18 protein-coding genes, 1 other RNA gene and 2 pseudogenes are annotated in these 15230 nt (G+C 36.7%); 20 read left to right on the top strand and 1 reads right to left on the bottom strand.

The features are described 5' to 3' along the window. Positions 1 to 3 precede the first annotated feature (3 nt). The 19 genes and pseudogenes from CP367_RS06835 (at position 4) to tsaD (ending at position 12288) form a co-directional block, all read left to right on the top strand. A complete protein-coding gene (locus CP367_RS06835) occupies positions 4 to 624 on the top strand; it encodes a class I SAM-dependent methyltransferase (protein ID WP_005720447.1) in 621 nt (206 codons plus the stop codon). A gap of 127 nt (positions 625 to 751) precedes the next feature. Further along, entirely contained in the window at positions 752 to 934 is a 183-nt protein-coding gene (locus tag CP367_RS06830; protein ID WP_005720449.1) for a hypothetical protein, read from the top strand. A gap of 74 nt (positions 935 to 1008) precedes the next feature. Further along, positions 1009 to 1509, top strand: coding sequence for a tRNA adenosine(34) deaminase TadA (gene tadA / locus CP367_RS06825; RefSeq protein WP_005728621.1), 501 nt, complete (start codon positions 1009 to 1011; stop codon positions 1507 to 1509). A 51-nt stretch (positions 1510 to 1560) separates the two neighbouring features. Next, positions 1561 to 1658, top strand: an RNA gene (gene ffs / locus CP367_RS06820) — signal recognition particle sRNA small type. Positions 1659 to 1714: 56 nt separating this feature from the next. After that, positions 1715 to 3520 (top strand): DNA polymerase III subunit gamma/tau, encoded by a 1806-nt coding sequence (dnaX, locus tag CP367_RS06815; RefSeq protein ID WP_089147829.1) that lies wholly within the window; start codon positions 1715 to 1717, stop codon positions 3518 to 3520. Positions 3521 to 3590: 70 nt separating this feature from the next. Further along, positions 3591 to 4279 (top strand): annotated as a pseudogene (locus CP367_RS11195) (GT-D fold domain-containing glycosyltransferase). Between the two features lie 15 nt (positions 4280 to 4294). Further along, positions 4295 to 4630: a YbaB/EbfC family nucleoid-associated protein gene (locus CP367_RS06800; RefSeq protein ID WP_005720596.1), complete on the top strand. Its 336-nt coding sequence runs from the start codon at positions 4295 to 4297 to the stop codon at positions 4628 to 4630. After that, positions 4631 to 5230: a recombination mediator RecR gene (gene recR / locus CP367_RS06795; RefSeq protein WP_005728617.1), complete on the top strand. Its 600-nt coding sequence runs from the start codon at positions 4631 to 4633 to the stop codon at positions 5228 to 5230. Continuing rightward, positions 5230 to 5469 carry a YaaL family protein gene (locus tag CP367_RS06790; RefSeq protein ID WP_005720594.1) on the top strand — a complete coding sequence of 80 codons (240 nt, stop codon included), beginning with the start codon at positions 5230 to 5232 and terminating at the stop codon, positions 5467 to 5469. The genes recR and CP367_RS06790 overlap by 1 nt, the downstream gene beginning before the upstream one ends. A 102-nt stretch (positions 5470 to 5571) precedes the next feature. Then, positions 5572 to 6210, top strand: a complete 639-nt coding sequence (gene tmk, locus CP367_RS06785) for a dTMP kinase (RefSeq protein WP_005728616.1) — start codon at positions 5572 to 5574, stop codon at positions 6208 to 6210. A 12-nt stretch (positions 6211 to 6222) separates the two neighbouring features. Then, the gene (locus CP367_RS06780; protein ID WP_005728615.1) at positions 6223 to 6543 is read left to right on the top strand and encodes a cyclic-di-AMP receptor; all 321 of its coding nucleotides are present in this window, start codon (positions 6223 to 6225) and stop codon (positions 6541 to 6543) included. Then, positions 6543 to 7400, top strand: a complete 858-nt coding sequence (locus CP367_RS06775) for a DNA polymerase III subunit delta (RefSeq protein ID WP_013085853.1) — start codon at positions 6543 to 6545, stop codon at positions 7398 to 7400. Before CP367_RS06780 ends, CP367_RS06775 begins: the two co-directional genes overlap by 1 nt. A gap of 9 nt (positions 7401 to 7409) precedes the next feature. After that, positions 7410 to 7760, top strand: coding sequence for a DNA replication initiation control protein YabA (gene yabA, locus CP367_RS06770; RefSeq protein WP_005721578.1), 351 nt, complete (start codon positions 7410 to 7412; stop codon positions 7758 to 7760). Beyond that, the gene (gene rsmI / locus CP367_RS06765; protein WP_013085854.1) at positions 7760 to 8611 is read left to right on the top strand and encodes a 16S rRNA (cytidine(1402)-2'-O)-methyltransferase; all 852 of its coding nucleotides are present in this window, start codon (positions 7760 to 7762) and stop codon (positions 8609 to 8611) included. Before yabA ends, rsmI begins: the two co-directional genes overlap by 1 nt. A gap of 2 nt (positions 8612 to 8613) precedes the next feature. Next, positions 8614 to 9348, top strand: a complete 735-nt coding sequence (locus CP367_RS06760) for an acyl-[acyl-carrier-protein] thioesterase (RefSeq protein ID WP_089147828.1) — start codon at positions 8614 to 8616, stop codon at positions 9346 to 9348. A gap of 55 nt (positions 9349 to 9403) precedes the next feature. Further along, positions 9404 to 9922, top strand: a complete 519-nt coding sequence (locus tag CP367_RS06755; protein ID WP_013085856.1) for a folate family ECF transporter S component — start codon at positions 9404 to 9406, stop codon at positions 9920 to 9922. A gap of 29 nt (positions 9923 to 9951) precedes the next feature. Next, positions 9952 to 10686 (top strand): tRNA (adenosine(37)-N6)-threonylcarbamoyltransferase complex dimerization subunit type 1 TsaB, encoded by a 735-nt coding sequence (tsaB, locus tag CP367_RS06750; RefSeq protein WP_089147827.1) that lies wholly within the window; start codon positions 9952 to 9954, stop codon positions 10684 to 10686. After that, positions 10670 to 11242, top strand: coding sequence for a ribosomal protein S18-alanine N-acetyltransferase (gene rimI, locus CP367_RS06745; protein ID WP_089147826.1), 573 nt, complete (start codon positions 10670 to 10672; stop codon positions 11240 to 11242). Before tsaB ends, rimI begins: the two co-directional genes overlap by 17 nt. Beyond that, positions 11239 to 12288, top strand: coding sequence for a tRNA (adenosine(37)-N6)-threonylcarbamoyltransferase complex transferase subunit TsaD (gene tsaD / locus CP367_RS06740; RefSeq protein WP_089147825.1), 1050 nt, complete (start codon positions 11239 to 11241; stop codon positions 12286 to 12288). Before rimI ends, tsaD begins: the two co-directional genes overlap by 4 nt. A 239-nt stretch (positions 12289 to 12527) precedes the next feature. Here tsaD and CP367_RS06735 read toward each other — a convergent pair whose 3' ends face one another. After that, positions 12528 to 13754: an IS110 family transposase gene (locus CP367_RS06735; RefSeq protein ID WP_089147824.1), complete on the bottom strand. Its 1227-nt coding sequence runs from the start codon at positions 13752 to 13754 to the stop codon at positions 12528 to 12530. Positions 13755 to 14020: 266 nt separating this feature from the next. On the opposite strand from CP367_RS06735, the pseudogene CP367_RS06730 reads away from it, so the two are divergent. Next, positions 14021 to 15191, top strand: a pseudogene (locus tag CP367_RS06730) (IS3 family transposase). Positions 15192 to 15230: the final 39 nt, after the last annotated feature.

Here is a 15230-nt window from a genome sequence, read left to right as displayed (position 1 = left end):
AAAATGAGTGAAGAAAAAAATCAAATGTATTTTGCGACTGATCCTACTGCCAAGCATGATCAACATGTTGTTGATTATCATGTTGATAATATTGATTTGAAATTCACAACAGACGCAGGTGTCTTTTCTAAAATGAGGGTTGATTATGGTTCAGGCGTATTGATCAAGGCAATGAAAGATGTTGTTTTTCCTAAGGATAATATCTTGGATGTTGGTACCGGTTATGGTCCGATTGGTTTATTTGCGGCTAAGTTTTGGCCTGATCAAACTGTAGATATGGTTGATGTAAATGAGCGCGGATTAAGCTTGGCAAAGCAGAATGCACAAGTTAATCACATAGATAATGTAAATATCTATTCCTCTGATTGTTATGAACATGTGGATAATGATAAAAAGTTTGGTCTAATATTAACAAATCCGCCTATTAGAGCAGGAAAAAAAGTGGTTAATGAGATTTTACTGGGAGCAAATGAGCATTTGGTTAATGGCGGTATCTTATTAGTAGTTATTCAGAAAAAGCAGGGAGAACCTAGTGCGCGTAAGCTGATGACCAATACATATGGTAATTGTGAAATTTTAACAAGAGATAAAGGCTATTATATCTTAAAATCAACTAAGAAATAACTAAATAAAAAATGCTTGAAAGTACTATTAAATAAGCATTAGACTTTATAAAAGTGCTTTCAAAACTGGATTTATCCTCGTATAATAATCTTGTAAATATCAAGAGTATGTGAAGAGGATAATTATTATGAAAAAGGCTTGGAAATACATTGTTGCAGTATTGATTGTAATTGTTGGTGTGTTTATGTTAGGTATGATTTCCGGTGATAACGAGACTGCTGCTCCAGCTGGAATTGCTGCATTATACTTGATCTTGTCAGGAATCTTTTTCTACCACAACTTTAGAAATCGTAACATTGAACCATTGTAAAAAGTAAGCAGCTAGTCGCAAATAGCTGCTTTTTTGATACAATAAATAAAAACGATGAATTGAGAAGTGATAAAATGCTGTCTGGCGAAGATAAAAGGAAATACATGCAATTAGCCATTGACCAGGCAAAAGAAGCTGAAAAGCAAGGAGAGGTGCCGATAGGGGCAGTTGTTGTTGATCCTGATGGCCGCGTAGTTGGTACTGGATATAACAGGCGTGAACTTGATGAAGATGCTACCCAACATGCAGAAATGATTGCGATTAAAGAAGCTTGCAGTAAGTTAGGCATGTGGCGCTTAATTGACTGCAGCTTATTCGTGACTTTGGAACCATGCCCGATGTGTGCAGGGGCAATTATTAATTCTAGAATAAAAGACGTTTATTTCGGTGCACTTGATCCAAAAGCCGGAGCTTGTGGATCAGTTGTGGATTTATTTAGCGTAGAAAAATTTAATCATCATCCGCATGCAATTCGTGGACTGTATCGTGATCAATGTGCACAAATGCTAAAAGATTTTTTCAGAGCGATTCGTGAGAAACAAAAAGCAGCTAAATTAGCTCAAAAAGAAGTATAAAATCAGTAATTTTTAAAACAAGATGCTGGTAATATTTACTGAAATACGTTAACATAGTTGTTGGGCAATGTTTGACCTCTGAATTGTGTCAGGACCGGAAGGTAGCAGCACTAAGGTTGTTCAGGCATGTGCCTTTTTTGTTAGAATATTAACAGCTCTTAGCTCTTCGAGAGCTAGGAGCTTTTTTACTTAGGAAAGAGAATTTATGGCTTATCAAGCGCTATATCGTAAGTGGCGGCCGCGGACTTTTGACAGTGTGATTGGTCAAGAAGCGATTACCGATACCTTAAAAAATGCGATTAAACGTGGTAAGGTTTCCCATGCGTTTCTTTTCGCAGGACCCCGCGGAACTGGTAAAACATCTTGTGCTAAGATTTTTGCTAAGGCATTGAATTGTACTAATTTGCAAGATGGTGAACCATGCAATGAGTGTGCTAACTGTATTGCAGCTGATCAAGGTTCAATGCCAGATATCATGGAAATTGATGCCGCTTCAAATAATGGGGTTGATGAAATTCGTGAAATTCGCGATAAGGTAAAATATGCTCCAACGGAAGGTAAATACAAGGTATATATCATCGACGAAGTTCATATGTTGTCGATGGGAGCTTTTAATGCTTTGCTGAAGACATTAGAAGAGCCACCAGAGCATGTAGTATTTATTTTAGCAACGACTGAATTGCAAAAAGTGCCTGCGACAATTATTTCTAGAACGCAGCGCTATAATTTTAAGCGAATTTCCAAAGAAGACCTTGAGAAGAGAATGAAATACATTCTTGATCAAGAAAATATTAAATATGAAGATAAAGCTTTAGCAGTCATTGCTCAAGTAGCCGATGGTGGGATGCGGGATGCTCTTAGCATTTTGGATCAACTGTTGAGTTACGAGAAGGAAAGCGTCAACTATGATGATGCTTTGCAGATTACAGGCTTTGCAGATCGAGAAAATATTGAAAAAATTCTTTTAGCTTTGTTAAATCAGGATGCAGGTCAAGCCTTGCAGCTTACACAAGATGAGTTGGCTAAAGGAGCTAGTTCAAAAAACATTTTAGATGAAATCATCGATCTAACTACTAAGAGTTTATTAATCGTCAAAACCGATGAAAATAAACAGGAAACTTTTTTAACAAAAGACTTTATTGAAAAAATAAAGAGCGTTTCTACAGATAGTTATTATCGACTGATTAATTTGGCTAATAATGCCTTGAATGATTTACGCTATACTAATCAGCAACAGATACCACTGGAAGTGTTCTTAGTAGAAGCAAGTAGTACTGCACCAGTGCAGACAAGCGCTGCCCCAGCTAAGACAACACCAGCTCAACCTGCACAAGGTAATACTGATTTGCAGGCTGAACTAGCAGCGCTGAAGAAGCAAGTCGTTGATTTAACACAAAAACTTAGTGAAGTATCCAATAAGCCAAGTTTATCAACAAATCAGGTATTTCACTTGGATACTGCGGTACCTAAAGTGGCTCCTAACCCTGCTGTTAAACCAAAAGAGAAGCAAACTAAAAAGCCGGTTAGAAAAGTCAAAAAAACTACGGCAGAAAATCGCAAACAAGTATATCATGTTCTTGAAAATGCTACTCGAAACGATTTAGAGACAATTAAGAATGTCTGGCCTGATTTACAATCTGTTTTAGCTGTCTCTGAAAAAGCACTGCTTGATGTATTAGAACCAGTGGCTGCTAGTCCTGAACAAGTTGTCATGAAATGCAAATATACTTTATGGTTTGAAAATGCGAGCGCAGATAATGATCTGTTATGGCGCTTAACGGACTATATTGAAAAGTTTGCTAAACATTCTTACGGCATTGTTTTGGTGCCAGATAACGATTGGCTGGCAGTTAGAAAAGAATTTGTTGAAAGCCATAAGGATGAGCTACTTGCTAAGAAAAAGCAACAGATTGAGATTCAAGAAGAAAAGTCAGATGAACCAGAAGTTGATCCAGAAGTGATTAATAAGGCAAAGGATCTTTTTGGGGATGCAGTCAATATTAAAGACTAAAGTACTATGAGCAATGATTATAATATTAAAGTTTTAAATAAAGAAACAACATTACAGATCTTACTAGAAGATCATAATTCTAGCTGGTTCGCTAAAAGAGCTCCTGTTAGAAGGCAGCAATCGCCGTTTATTAGTAGGATTATCTGATGTTTTTGAAAAGTTAGATCGCTATAATGATTATTGCCGTAATTTTTATCGAAATAGTTTCTTCCCGAATAATCATGACTTGTTAAGAGAAGTTGAATTGCAATACAATGTATACGTTTCTACTTTCTTTTCACGGCCATATATTGATTTAGTAGATAAAAGTCACGCTAAAGATTATTTTGCTAAAATGAAACAGCTTTGGCAGGATCATGATCTTTTAATTGTAGAAGGTAAATATAGTCGCTCAGGCGAAGGCATGACTTGTTTTCTAATGCTAGATCAATTAGTAGACTCATTTGTCCGCCAACTAATGCATATAGTCGCAAAAAAGTTATTGAAGATGAAATTATTAAAAATGCAGCTAATAGGTTGATTTTACTGATGTTAAGTCCTACTGCAAAAGTGATTGTGGCTGATTTGATAGCTCAGCTTAATAATCAAATGATTGATATAGGGCACATCGATTCAGAATATGAATGGATGAAAATGGGCGTAACTAATAAGGTGAAGATACCGCATAAGCATACTGCTGAGTTTAATTTTGATGATAAACAAGTTAAACTAGAGAAAGACGACAATTTTGATAAGCAGATTATTAGTATAATAGAATAATAAAGGAGAAAAATTATGAGTAGAAGACCTAATTTTGGTGGTATGGGCATGGGCGGCATGAACATGCAACAAATGATGAAGCAAGCTAAGAAGTTGCAAGCACAAATGGCAGAAGAGCAGGAAAACATTACTGCTCAAGAATTTACTGGTAAGTCTGCCGATGATTTAGTAGTAGCTACCTTTACTGGTGACCGCAAGTTGAAGGACATCAAGATTGATAAGGAAGCAATTGATCCAGACGACCCAGATATGTTACAAGATTTGGTAATTGATGCGGTTAACAAGGGCTTGGCCAAAATTGATGAGGCAACTCAGGCAAGCTTAGGTAAATACACGAAAGGTTTGATGTAATTGCAATATCCATTACCAATTGCTCATTTAATTGATGCTTATATGAAGCTACCTGGAATCGGTGAAAAAACGGCGACTCGGTTGGCTTTTTATACGATGGATATGCCTGATCAGGATGTCGATGATTTTGCTAAGTCTTTAGTTCAAGTAAAAAAAGACATTCATCAATGTCCGATCTGTGGCAATATTACCGAAAAAGATGTCTGTGATATTTGCTCTAATCCTAATCGCGATCAAACAACTATTATGGTAGTTGAACAACCAAAGGATTTGATGGCTTTTGAGGAAATGGGCGAATATGACGGACTTTATCACGTGCTTCATGGTGTTCTTTCACCAATGGATGGAATTGGACCAGAAGAGATCAATATCAAGTCTTTAATTACGCGTTTGCAAAAAAATGATGCTGTTAAAGAAGTGATTTTGGCGCTTAATTCAACTCCAGAAGGCGAATCAACTGCGATGTATATCAGCAAATTAATTAAGCCAGCTGGTATTAAGGTAACCAGATTGGCCGCTGGTTTGTCAGTTGGTAGTGACATTGAATATGCTAATTCCATTACTTTAAAGCGCGCAGTGCAAGGAAGAACGGCATTATAATGGCTAATAAAAAGCAAGCAAAGATCAAAGCAATGGGTGATCAAAAGTTGGTAGCCGAGATTGAAAAGCTACAAAATCAAATTGCATTAGAGCAAGATCTCGATCAAACAACTTTAGATTTATCCGAAGATAATTATGTGCAAAATCGAATCTTAAAGGCAAAGTATACTTTTTTGTATAATGAAGCTCGTCATCGAGGCACAAGATTTAGTGGTATTACTAATGCTATTACCCAGTAGAAAAAGACCGAATATTGGTCTTTTTTTATTTTGAATAAATAAAAAATAGTAGGACTGTTAATCTCTATGAAACTTCTGTAGAATAGACATATGGAGGATTTTATGAGAGGTTATTTTGTTAGTTTTGAAGGCCCTGATGGCGCCGGGAAAAGTACAGTTTTAAAAGAAGTATTGAACCAAATTGGTTCAGAGCTTAAGACACAATATCTTGTGACGCGTGAACCAGGCGGTTCAAAAATTGCAGAAAAAATTCGCGACATTATTTTAGATCCTGCTAACGACAAGATGGACAATAAGACCGAAGCGCTTTTATATGCTGCATCACGTAGTCAGCATGTGGAAGAGATTATTCGTCCAGCTTTAAAGGAAGGCAAAGTCGTATTTTCAGATCGCTATGTCGATAGTTCTTTAGCTTATCAAGGAGCGGGACGTGATTTAGGAATTCAGGAAGTTAAGCAAATTAATGATTTTGCAACGGATAAATTAGATCCTGATCTTACTTTTTTCTTAGATCTTGATCCTGAAGTAGGGTTAAAACGAATTGAAAAGCTGCGTCCGGGTCAGGAAGATCGTTTGGAACAAGAGAATCTTGCCTTTCATAAAAAGGTTTATGCCGGTTTTCTCAAGGTAAAAGAGACGTATCCTGAACGCTTCGTAACTGTTGATGCTACGCAGCCAATTGATCAGGTAGTTGCTCAAGTTATTGCAACATTAAAGCAAAGAATGCCAGAGTTATTTTAAGGATTGATTTAGATGAAGTTAGTAATTGCAATTGTGCAAAAAGAAGACTCTAATGATTTACAACGGGCCTTTGTTCAAAATGATTTTCGTGCTACTAAGTTAGCAACTTCAGGTGGTTTTTTAAGTCAAGGAAATACTACCTTTTTAGTAGGTTGTGATGACGATAAAGTAGACGATGTATTAAAGATTATTAAGGAACAGTCCCGAGCAAGAGAGGAAATTGCAACACCACATATGGTTTCAACTGGGTATGAAATTACACAGCCTTTGAAAGTGACAGTCGGTGGTGCAACTTGTTTTGTTGTTCCAGTTGATGAGTTTAAACGCTTCTGATGATTGATCTTAGTAATGTTGGGAAAAAGCAAACCCAATTTTTAAAAAGAGCATATGACCAAAAAAAGTTAGCTCATAGTTATCTTTTTGTTGATAGCGATGAGGCACGGGCATTGAATACTGCATACTGGCTAGCTTGTTTGTTTAATTGTACTGGTGAAAATAAGCCGGATGGCAGCTGTCAAAATTGTCGGCAAATTTTGTCAGGTAACCACCCAGATGTATTGCTAGTAGCGCCTGATGGAAAACAGACTCTAGGGATTGATCAAATTCGTCCCTTAAAAGAAGAATTAGCCAAAAGCCCAGTTGAAAGTACTCGCCGTTTCTTCTTTATTAATGAAGCACAAAAGTTAACTTTAGCTGCAGCAAACGGCTTATTAAACTTACTAGAAGAACCAGTAGCGCCAGTAGTTACGATTTTGATTACTAACAATAGTGATCAGATTTTACCAACGGTGCGTTCACGGACCCAGATCATTAATTTTGACAATGGTGAGAGGGCTAGTGGTAGGACTGCAGTCTTACTGGAGAATGGTTTTTCAAAAGCAGAGATTGAGGAACTGGGTAATCTTGATAAATGGAATCAGGCAATTAAATATTTTTATCAAGAAATGCTGGAACACAACAGCTTAGCACTTGTCAGTGCACACAAGCTAGCTGCTGATGCTAAGCTAGTGTCAGAGCAGGGTTACATCTTGCTTCAGTTAAAATTATTGGCCGAGCAAGATTTGCGTAATCCTGCTAAAAGAATAATGGCGGCGACAATGCTTAAGAATTTAATTGAAATAGACAAAATGCGTTTGAGTAACGTAAATTTACAAAATGCGTTAGATTATCTCGCCTTAAAATGGAAGTAGGTGTTTAGATTGGATCCATATTCAAAACTGAAAAAGATTGAAGAAACAACAGAAAATATGACCAAGACGATTGCCAGCTTGGAAAATGATATTTTAGAAACATTAAAAGAAAACACGGAGTTGAAGGTAGAAAATCAATTACTCCATGAGAAGCTGGACAAGTTAACGGCAAATCAGCCTGCACCTGAGACTAAAACACAGAGTGGCTTGGAATCATTGAAGAAGATTTATGATTCAGGGTACCACATTTGCAATATGTACTATGGCTCGCATCGTGATCCAAGTGCAGATTGTATGTTTTGTCTTGATATTTTGGACAATTTTGGCGAAAAAAAGGGCAAGAAAAAGGACGGTAGATAATGAAACGTCAAAGCAGTTATGCAAAAGATGAAGGAAAGCTTTATTTAGTGCCAACTCCGATTGGTAACTTGGAAGATATTACTATTCGTGCTAAAAAAGTTTTAACCGATGCAGATTATGTAGCCGCAGAAGATACAAGAACTAGTGGGATTTTACTGGAAAAAATTGGGGTTCATAATAAAATGATCTCTTTTCATAAGTATAATTCCAAAGAGCGGGCGCCGGAATTGATCAAGTTGATGAAGGAAGGGGCTGTGATTGCCGAGATTAGTGATGCGGGGATGCCAGTGATTTCTGATCCAGGTTATGTGTTGGTGCAAGAATGCATTAAGCATGATATTCCGGTTGTACCACTTCCTGGTCCAAATGCTTTTTCAACTGCTTTGATTGCTTCCGGTTTTAATCAGCCATTTACTTATTATGGCTTTTTACCAAGAAAATCGTCGGAACAGAAGACATATTTTGCACAGATGCGCGATAATAGAGCAACATCAATTTTTTATGAAGCCCCGCACCGTCTAGCAAAAACCCTCAAAACATTGGCTAGTGTGCTACCAAAAGATCGTCAAATTGTTGCTGCACGTGAATTGACCAAAATCCACGAAGAGTTTATCCGGGGTAGTGTGGAAGAAGTCACGAATTACTTCAGTGAGAATGCTCCACGCGGGGAATTTGTGATTCTAGTTTCACCTAATACAGAAGCTCCTCAGCAACTATCTTGGACAGAATTAATTGACTTAGTTAATGACTTGGTTGAAAAAGGTGAATCCAAGAAAGATGCAATTAAACAGGTAGCCAAGCAACATCATGTTTCTAAGAATGAATTGTATGATCAATATCACCAGGATTAATTATGAAGTATACCGAAGAATATCAAATTGAATTTAAAGATTGTGACGAAAATCGGCGTTTAAAATTACCAGCACTAGTTGAGTTAATGATGCAGGTTTCTGAGCATCAATTAAGTCAAGGCGGTGCCGGGACTGATGATTTGGTCAAGCGCGGTCTCGGCTGGGTCGTAACGCAATATCATTTTGAGATTAGTGACCTACCTAAACCCGGTGATCAAGTTATCTTGAGTACTGAAGCTAGTGGCTATAACCGCTTTTTTGAATATCGTGATTTTGGCGTTAGTACGGCAGACGGCAAGCCATTAGTAACTGTAAAAAGTCAGTGGGTAATGCTTGACTTGAAGAAACGGCATATGGTGCCAGCCGATACTAAAATGATGGAAGATTGGGGTGCACCACTACTTAAAAAGATGCCACGTTTTCCAAGATTGCGTCCGCAAACCGAATACGAGCAAAAGCGTTCATACCGTGCTCGTTACGATGACTTAGATACTAATCATCATGTAACTAATAGTCATTATTTCAGTTGGTTTGTTGATATGTTGGATCGTAACTTTTTAAAAGAACATATCGTTACAGCAATTGATATTAAATTTGATAAAGAAGTTCATTATGGTGAGAGTATAAATTCTTGCATGGACTTGGTTCAAGATGATATTGTTACTACATATCATGCAATTGAAGCAGAAGATGGGACAGTTAAGGCCGTCTGTGAATTAAGTTGGCGTAAGATATAGTAATAACATGACGCTATTAGTCATGCTTTTTTAATTAGTAGGAGGAATCGGTCGAATGAATACAAAGAAAATTTTACGAACGGATTTACAGCAACTAGTCTTTTTAGGTATTGTTGTTGCAATGAAAATTATTCTAAGTCAATTTTCTTTTGGTCCAGTCATGGTTAAAGTAGGACTGGGTTTTATCGGAAGCGTTTTACTAGGATATCTTTTTGGTCCACTCTGGGGAACCATTGGCGGCGGAATTAGTGATTTAATTTCATCTGCACTTTTTGGCAATCAAGGTGGCTTTTTCATTGGTTTTACTTTAACAGCAATGGCAGGCCCATTTATCTACGCCCTGTTTTTATATAATAAGCCAGTTAAAATTTGGCGGATCATTGCTTCTACTATTCTGGTGACTGTAATTGTCAATATTGGCATGAATACCTTATGGCTACATATTATGTATGGTATGAATTTCAATGCGGCTTTGATCCAACGTTTACCTAAGGAGACGATCGTTCCTTGGATTCAAATGGTTATCAGCTACTTTGTTTTACAAGCCGTTTCTCGTGTTAAAATAAAAAAGTGATTTAAAGCGAAAAGAGAAAAATATATAAAATGAAAATTTTAAGTGTTTCGACAGCTACTAATCATTTGAGCGTGGCCTTGAATGATGGTCAACAAATTATTGTTGAGAAAAATGAACGAGATGAGCGTAATCATAGCGAACATCTTGATCCTTTGATTGATGAAATTTTAAAAGATAATGATTTAAGCTTAAAAGATATTGATCGTTTTGCAGTTGCTATTGGGCCAGGTTCTTATACTGGACTAAGAATTGGAATCACTACTGTTAAGATGTTTGCCAGCATTTTAGATAAAGAGGTTGTAGGAATCTCAACTTTACAAGCTTTGGCTAAAGGCGTTCAAGAAGACGCTTTGGTAATTACTGGTTTAGATGCAAGAAATGACAATTATTTTGCGGCCGGTTATTTAAGCGGTGCTGTACCAGAGAATGTCATTCCAGACGGTCATTACAATATCGACGTTTTAATTAAGGCGATTCAAGATTATGCGGTCAAGCATGAAGTTAAGAAAATTGTTTTTGTGGGCTCAGGTCTTGAAAAGCAAGATGAAAAATTTAAAGCTTTGAATATTCCATATATTTATGGAACTGAAGAAGAGAATGTCATCCATGCTGGGCTAATTGGACAATTAGCTGAAAATGCGGTTCCAGTTGATCCAGATAAATTATTGCCACGTTACTTGCGTCGAACTCAGGCTGAAGTAGACTGGCATAAAAAGACAGGCAAACCATTCGAGCCAGATAGTCATTATGTTGAAGAAGTTTAATCAATTTTTCCATCAACAGTTAAATCGGATTGATATGAGTTTTACCCCGTTTATTGCGAATGTAAACGGTAAGAGACTACAAATTATGCAAGCTACAGATGACAATATTCCTGACCTGCTTGTATTAGAGGAGCAAGTTTATTCAGGTCGGACACCGTGGAATAAGTTTTCATTTGAGCGAGAACTAGAGAAGCGGCATAATTGTCTTTATTTGGTAGTGTATTATGAATCGATGCTAGTTGCATTTATTGGTGCGCGTTTTACTCCAGAAGAGACGCATATTACTAATGTTGCAGTAGCGCCGGCTTTTCAAAATATGCATATTGGTCGTTACTTAATGCAATTGATTATTGATCGGGCGCGTGAAAATGACAGTGATTGCGTTAGTCTAGAGGTAAGAGTAGATAATGAGATTGCCCAAAAGCTATATCGTTCCTTAGGTTTTGAAGGTACCTTCATTCGTAAAAACTATTACCATGATACTCATACCGATGCTATGAACATGGTTTTATGGTTAAAACCACATCAAATTAGAAGAAAGAAGTTTACGTTTTGAGTGAGAAAAAAGATATTCGCATTTTAGCTTATGAAAGTTCATGTGATGAAACTTCCACAGCTGTTATCAAAAATGGACGTGAAATTGAAAGTTTAATTGTAGCAACGCAGATTAAGAGTCATCAACGCTTTGGTGGTGTAGTCCCTGAAGTTGCTAGTCGTCATCATATTGAAGTGGTTAGTCAGATTACTAAAGAAGCTTTGGCTGAAGCTAATTGTACTTGGAAAGATATCGATGCAATTGCTGTGACTTATGGCCCTGGCTTAGTTGGTGCTCTTTTAATTGGTGTAAGTGCAGCTAAGGCTGCTTCAATGGCAACGGGTATTCCTTTGATTGGTGTTGATCATATTATGGGGCACATTATGGCAGCTCAACTAAAAGACGAGATTGAATATCCAGCTCTTGCATTACAGGTTTCAGGTGGACATACTGAAATAGTTTTACTTAAGGATCCTGTTCATTTTGAAATTATCGGTGATACGCGCGATGATGCTGCTGGTGAAGCATACGATAAGATTGGTCGTGTTCTTGGGGTAAACTATCCAGCAGGTAAAACTATCGATGCCTGGGCTCATGAAGGCAAGGATACCTTTAACTTCCCACGAGCAATGATGGAAGATGATGACTATGACTTCTCATTCTCAGGTTTAAAGTCAGCTTTTATTAACACTTGTCATCATGCTGATCAGATTCATGAAAAGTTGAATAAGTATGATCTGGCTGCAAGTTTTCAAGCAGCAGTAATTGATGTTTTGGCTCATAAAACAATTCGCGCAATTAAGCAATATAAGCCCAAGACCTTTATCATGGGTGGTGGGGTAGCTGCCAACCATGGCTTACGTGATCGCATGAGTGCAGAAATTGCTAAATTGCCTAAAGCAGACCAACCTAAGGTGATCTTGCCGGATATTAAGTTGTGTGGTGATAATGCTGCAATGATTGGTGCTGCTGCATATAATCTTTATAATAATGGTCAATTTGCGGATTTGACTTTGAATGCTGATCCATCATTGGAATTGCCATATGCTAAGAGCATGTTGGAATAATTGGATATATTGTTAAAAAATGTTTATCTTTGATTGATATGAACTGAGACCTAAAAGTTAGACGCTTTTAGGTCTTTTTCTACGTAAAGTCAAGCATAATAAGAAGTTTGGCTTCATTTTTTGTTTAAATTTCAACTTAAACATCTTTTAGTGTCGATTTATTTTTTTAGTTAGACACGACAAATAAGCCCAGATCCATATCTGATTTTTGGGCTTAGCGTTATAATGTACTTGATCAATTAATTACAACTAAAGTCTTTTTGATTATGTGTGGCTACGTTGTAATCATATGGTTGATCATTGATAATCAGAGCATAAATGGTTCTGATTAGTTTATGAATTGAAGCAATAGCTATCTTTTTGAACCCTTTGGTTTGAGAGGATAGCTTTTTGCTTTCATAATAATCTGCTATATGACACGGATTTGTCTTAGCTGCATTATCAATTTGTCCAATAGCTCGATAAAGCAACTTACGTGCGACTGCATTGCCATGTTTAGTAATACTTAAATTAGAGTCCATTTCTCCTGACTGATATCTGCCTGGATCAATTCCGATAAAAGCATTGATTTTATTAGGATTACTAAATCTGCGTAAATCTCCTAACTCTGCTAAAACTCTGACAGCAGTGGTCTGTGCAAAGCCTGGAATGCTTTCTAGGTTTTCTAAATCATGATTAGGCAAAGACTTCGCTAACTTAACCATTCTTGCGATTAAATTTTCTCTTTGATCACTTAAATTAAGCAATCTGTGTGCATAATACTGCACTTGCTCGACTTCTATGCTAGAGCAAGATACAACTGGATAAGCTTGATAAGTTAATTCAATTAATTTATCTGCAGTCCTTAGAGCGTGTTTAAAAGCAATCCCCTTTAAGCTCATTAACCAGTTAATAAGCTGTTTTTTATCTTCTCTTCTTACTAAGTCACAATGAGGATATCGCACAACTATTTGCCAGTAATTTTTACCTTTAGCAGAAGAAAATAGATTTTCAATTTCAGGAAAAGTCGATTGTAAAGCTTGATGAAGTCTATTTTTAGCCATTACTAGGTCAGCTGTTAACTGGTCATAGAAACGACTCAAAGCATTAAGCTGCTTATAAGTTTGAGATTGAAGTTGATTAATTGGATGATGATATAGTCTTTGAATTAAGGCTAAATGATAAGCATCAGTTTTATCAGTCTTATTATGACGTAGTCCCATATCCATTTCTTTTTTAGCTTTAAGAGGATTAAGAATTACATATTCATAGCCGTAGTCTTCAAGAAAAGCCTGCAGTCTGCGTGAATAAACACCGGTAGCTTCAAAAATAATTTGTGGATGTTTAGAAAAAGCAGCCAGCTCATGAAGTAATTGAATAAAACCAGGACGATCATTGGTAATAGTAAGTTCATTTTTACTTTCACCAATTAGTTCGCAAACAGTAGAATTCGACTTGCTTACATCAATTCCAAAAGTAACTTGCATAATATAACCCCCTAAGCTCAAGTAGTAAAACGTATTTACTTAAGAAATCAGATCTAATTTTCTAAACTCGACATCTAAGTGTCCACATTCTTCGAAGAGACTCCTGAAAACTCAAGCAAAACTGCCAGTTTATTATGCGACATCAAGTGTCTAAAGACCTCAGGGCATATCGTTTTACTACTACTTTAATTCTACAAAAGAATAAAAATAGTGAATCAATTATCCCGTCGGATAACTAATTCACTATTTAGCTTAGAATGTTTACTATGTCTAAATTTAATAAAGAACAAAAAATAGAAATTTATCATAAATGGAAAGATGAAAATATCTCAATCAGTCAATTGGCTAAAGCGTACAGAATGAATCTAGCTAATTTAGACTATATGCTTAGATTAATTGATATGCATGGAATAGAAATTTTAACTACTAAAAACCAAAGCTATTCCAAAGAGATCCAGCAGCTGAAAGAAGAAAACTTGCGATTGCGTATTGTGAACGAATACGTAAAAAACTAAGTGCCTTGGATCAAGAAGATCAGAAGAAATAGCTAGGGTGATTACGGATCTAAGGCAAGAATTCAAAGTTAGTTTAAATTATGTATTAGCTGCGATTGCAGAGCACCCTGAGCTACCTATAATTGCCGGAAGCTCATACTACAAGATTATCAAACGACAGCCCGTCAAGCCTAAACGGTCAAAGCTTATTGCTAGAATCCATGAGATTTTTAATCATCATCAAGGCCGCTATGGATATCGCAGAGTAGCTTTGCAGTTAATCAGAGAGGGCTGGAAAGTTACGGAGAAAACCGTTCGCTATTGGATGCATAAATTAGGTCTTAAAGGCATCAGGCGCAATAAGCGCAAATATTCAAGCTATAAAGGTACTATTGGCAAAATAGCTACAAATTTAATTCATCGTGATTTCTTCGCAGCCCTGCCTAACACAAAATGGTATACTGATATCACTGAATTTCATCTTAATAATGAAAAGCTTTATTTATCGCCTATTCTAGACGGCTGCGGTGGCGATATAGTTTCTTATACTATCTCCAAACATCCAGATATGGATTTAGTAATGACAATGCTTGACAAGGCTTTTGCCAAAGAAACAGCTCTTAATAACTGCATTTTTCATACTGATCAGGGCTGTCAGTATCAAAGCCCTCGTTATCAGCGAGCTTTAAAACTCCATGGTATTACTCAAAGCATGTCCAGAAAGGGCAACTCCATGGATGATGGGCTAATGGAGAACTTCTTTGGCCTGCTCAAAACTGAAATGTTCTATGATCAAGAATACAAGTATCATAATCTTCAAGAATTAACTCAAGCAATCGAGGAATATATCGAATACTGTAACAACGAAAGGATAAAGAGCAGATTAAAAGGCTTAACCCCGAAAGAGTATCGAAGTCAAGCCTGTATTAATCCAATATTTTAATTGTCTACTTTTTACGTCTCAGTACATAGAACTTACTTA

It is taken from the genome of Lactobacillus sp. UMNPBX16 (genome assembly GCF_002553775.1).
Taxonomy (GTDB): domain Bacteria; phylum Bacillota; class Bacilli; order Lactobacillales; family Lactobacillaceae; genus Lactobacillus; species Lactobacillus crispatus.
Note: the sequence above shows the minus strand (reverse complement) of the source record. Positions and strands in the feature narration are given on the sequence as shown.

Coding starts and splice junctions, on each gene's coding strand:
- tadA (WP_005728621.1), top strand. CDS start 1,009: ATGCTGTCTGGCGAAGATAAAAGGAAATACATGCAATTAGCCATTGAC.
- CP367_RS06775 (WP_013085853.1), top strand. CDS start 6,543: ATGATTGATCTTAGTAATGTTGGGAAAAAGCAAACCCAATTTTTAAAA.
- CP367_RS06760 (WP_089147828.1), top strand. CDS start 8,614: ATGAAGTATACCGAAGAATATCAAATTGAATTTAAAGATTGTGACGAA.
- CP367_RS06755 (WP_013085856.1), top strand. CDS start 9,404: ATGAATACAAAGAAAATTTTACGAACGGATTTACAGCAACTAGTCTTT.
- CP367_RS06800 (WP_005720596.1), top strand. CDS start 4,295: ATGAGTAGAAGACCTAATTTTGGTGGTATGGGCATGGGCGGCATGAAC.
- CP367_RS06735 (WP_089147824.1), bottom strand. CDS start 13,754: ATGCAAGTTACTTTTGGAATTGATGTAAGCAAGTCGAATTCTACTGTT.
- CP367_RS06780 (WP_005728615.1), top strand. CDS start 6,223: ATGAAGTTAGTAATTGCAATTGTGCAAAAAGAAGACTCTAATGATTTA.
- dnaX (WP_089147829.1), top strand. CDS start 1,715: ATGGCTTATCAAGCGCTATATCGTAAGTGGCGGCCGCGGACTTTTGAC.
- CP367_RS06830 (WP_005720449.1), top strand. CDS start 752: ATGAAAAAGGCTTGGAAATACATTGTTGCAGTATTGATTGTAATTGTT.
- tmk (WP_005728616.1), top strand. CDS start 5,572: ATGAGAGGTTATTTTGTTAGTTTTGAAGGCCCTGATGGCGCCGGGAAA.
- rsmI (WP_013085854.1), top strand. CDS start 7,760: ATGAAACGTCAAAGCAGTTATGCAAAAGATGAAGGAAAGCTTTATTTA.
- CP367_RS06790 (WP_005720594.1), top strand. CDS start 5,230: ATGGCTAATAAAAAGCAAGCAAAGATCAAAGCAATGGGTGATCAAAAG.
- rimI (WP_089147826.1), top strand. CDS start 10,670: ATGTTGAAGAAGTTTAATCAATTTTTCCATCAACAGTTAAATCGGATT.
- tsaB (WP_089147827.1), top strand. CDS start 9,952: ATGAAAATTTTAAGTGTTTCGACAGCTACTAATCATTTGAGCGTGGCC.
- CP367_RS06835 (WP_005720447.1), top strand. CDS start 4: ATGAGTGAAGAAAAAAATCAAATGTATTTTGCGACTGATCCTACTGCC.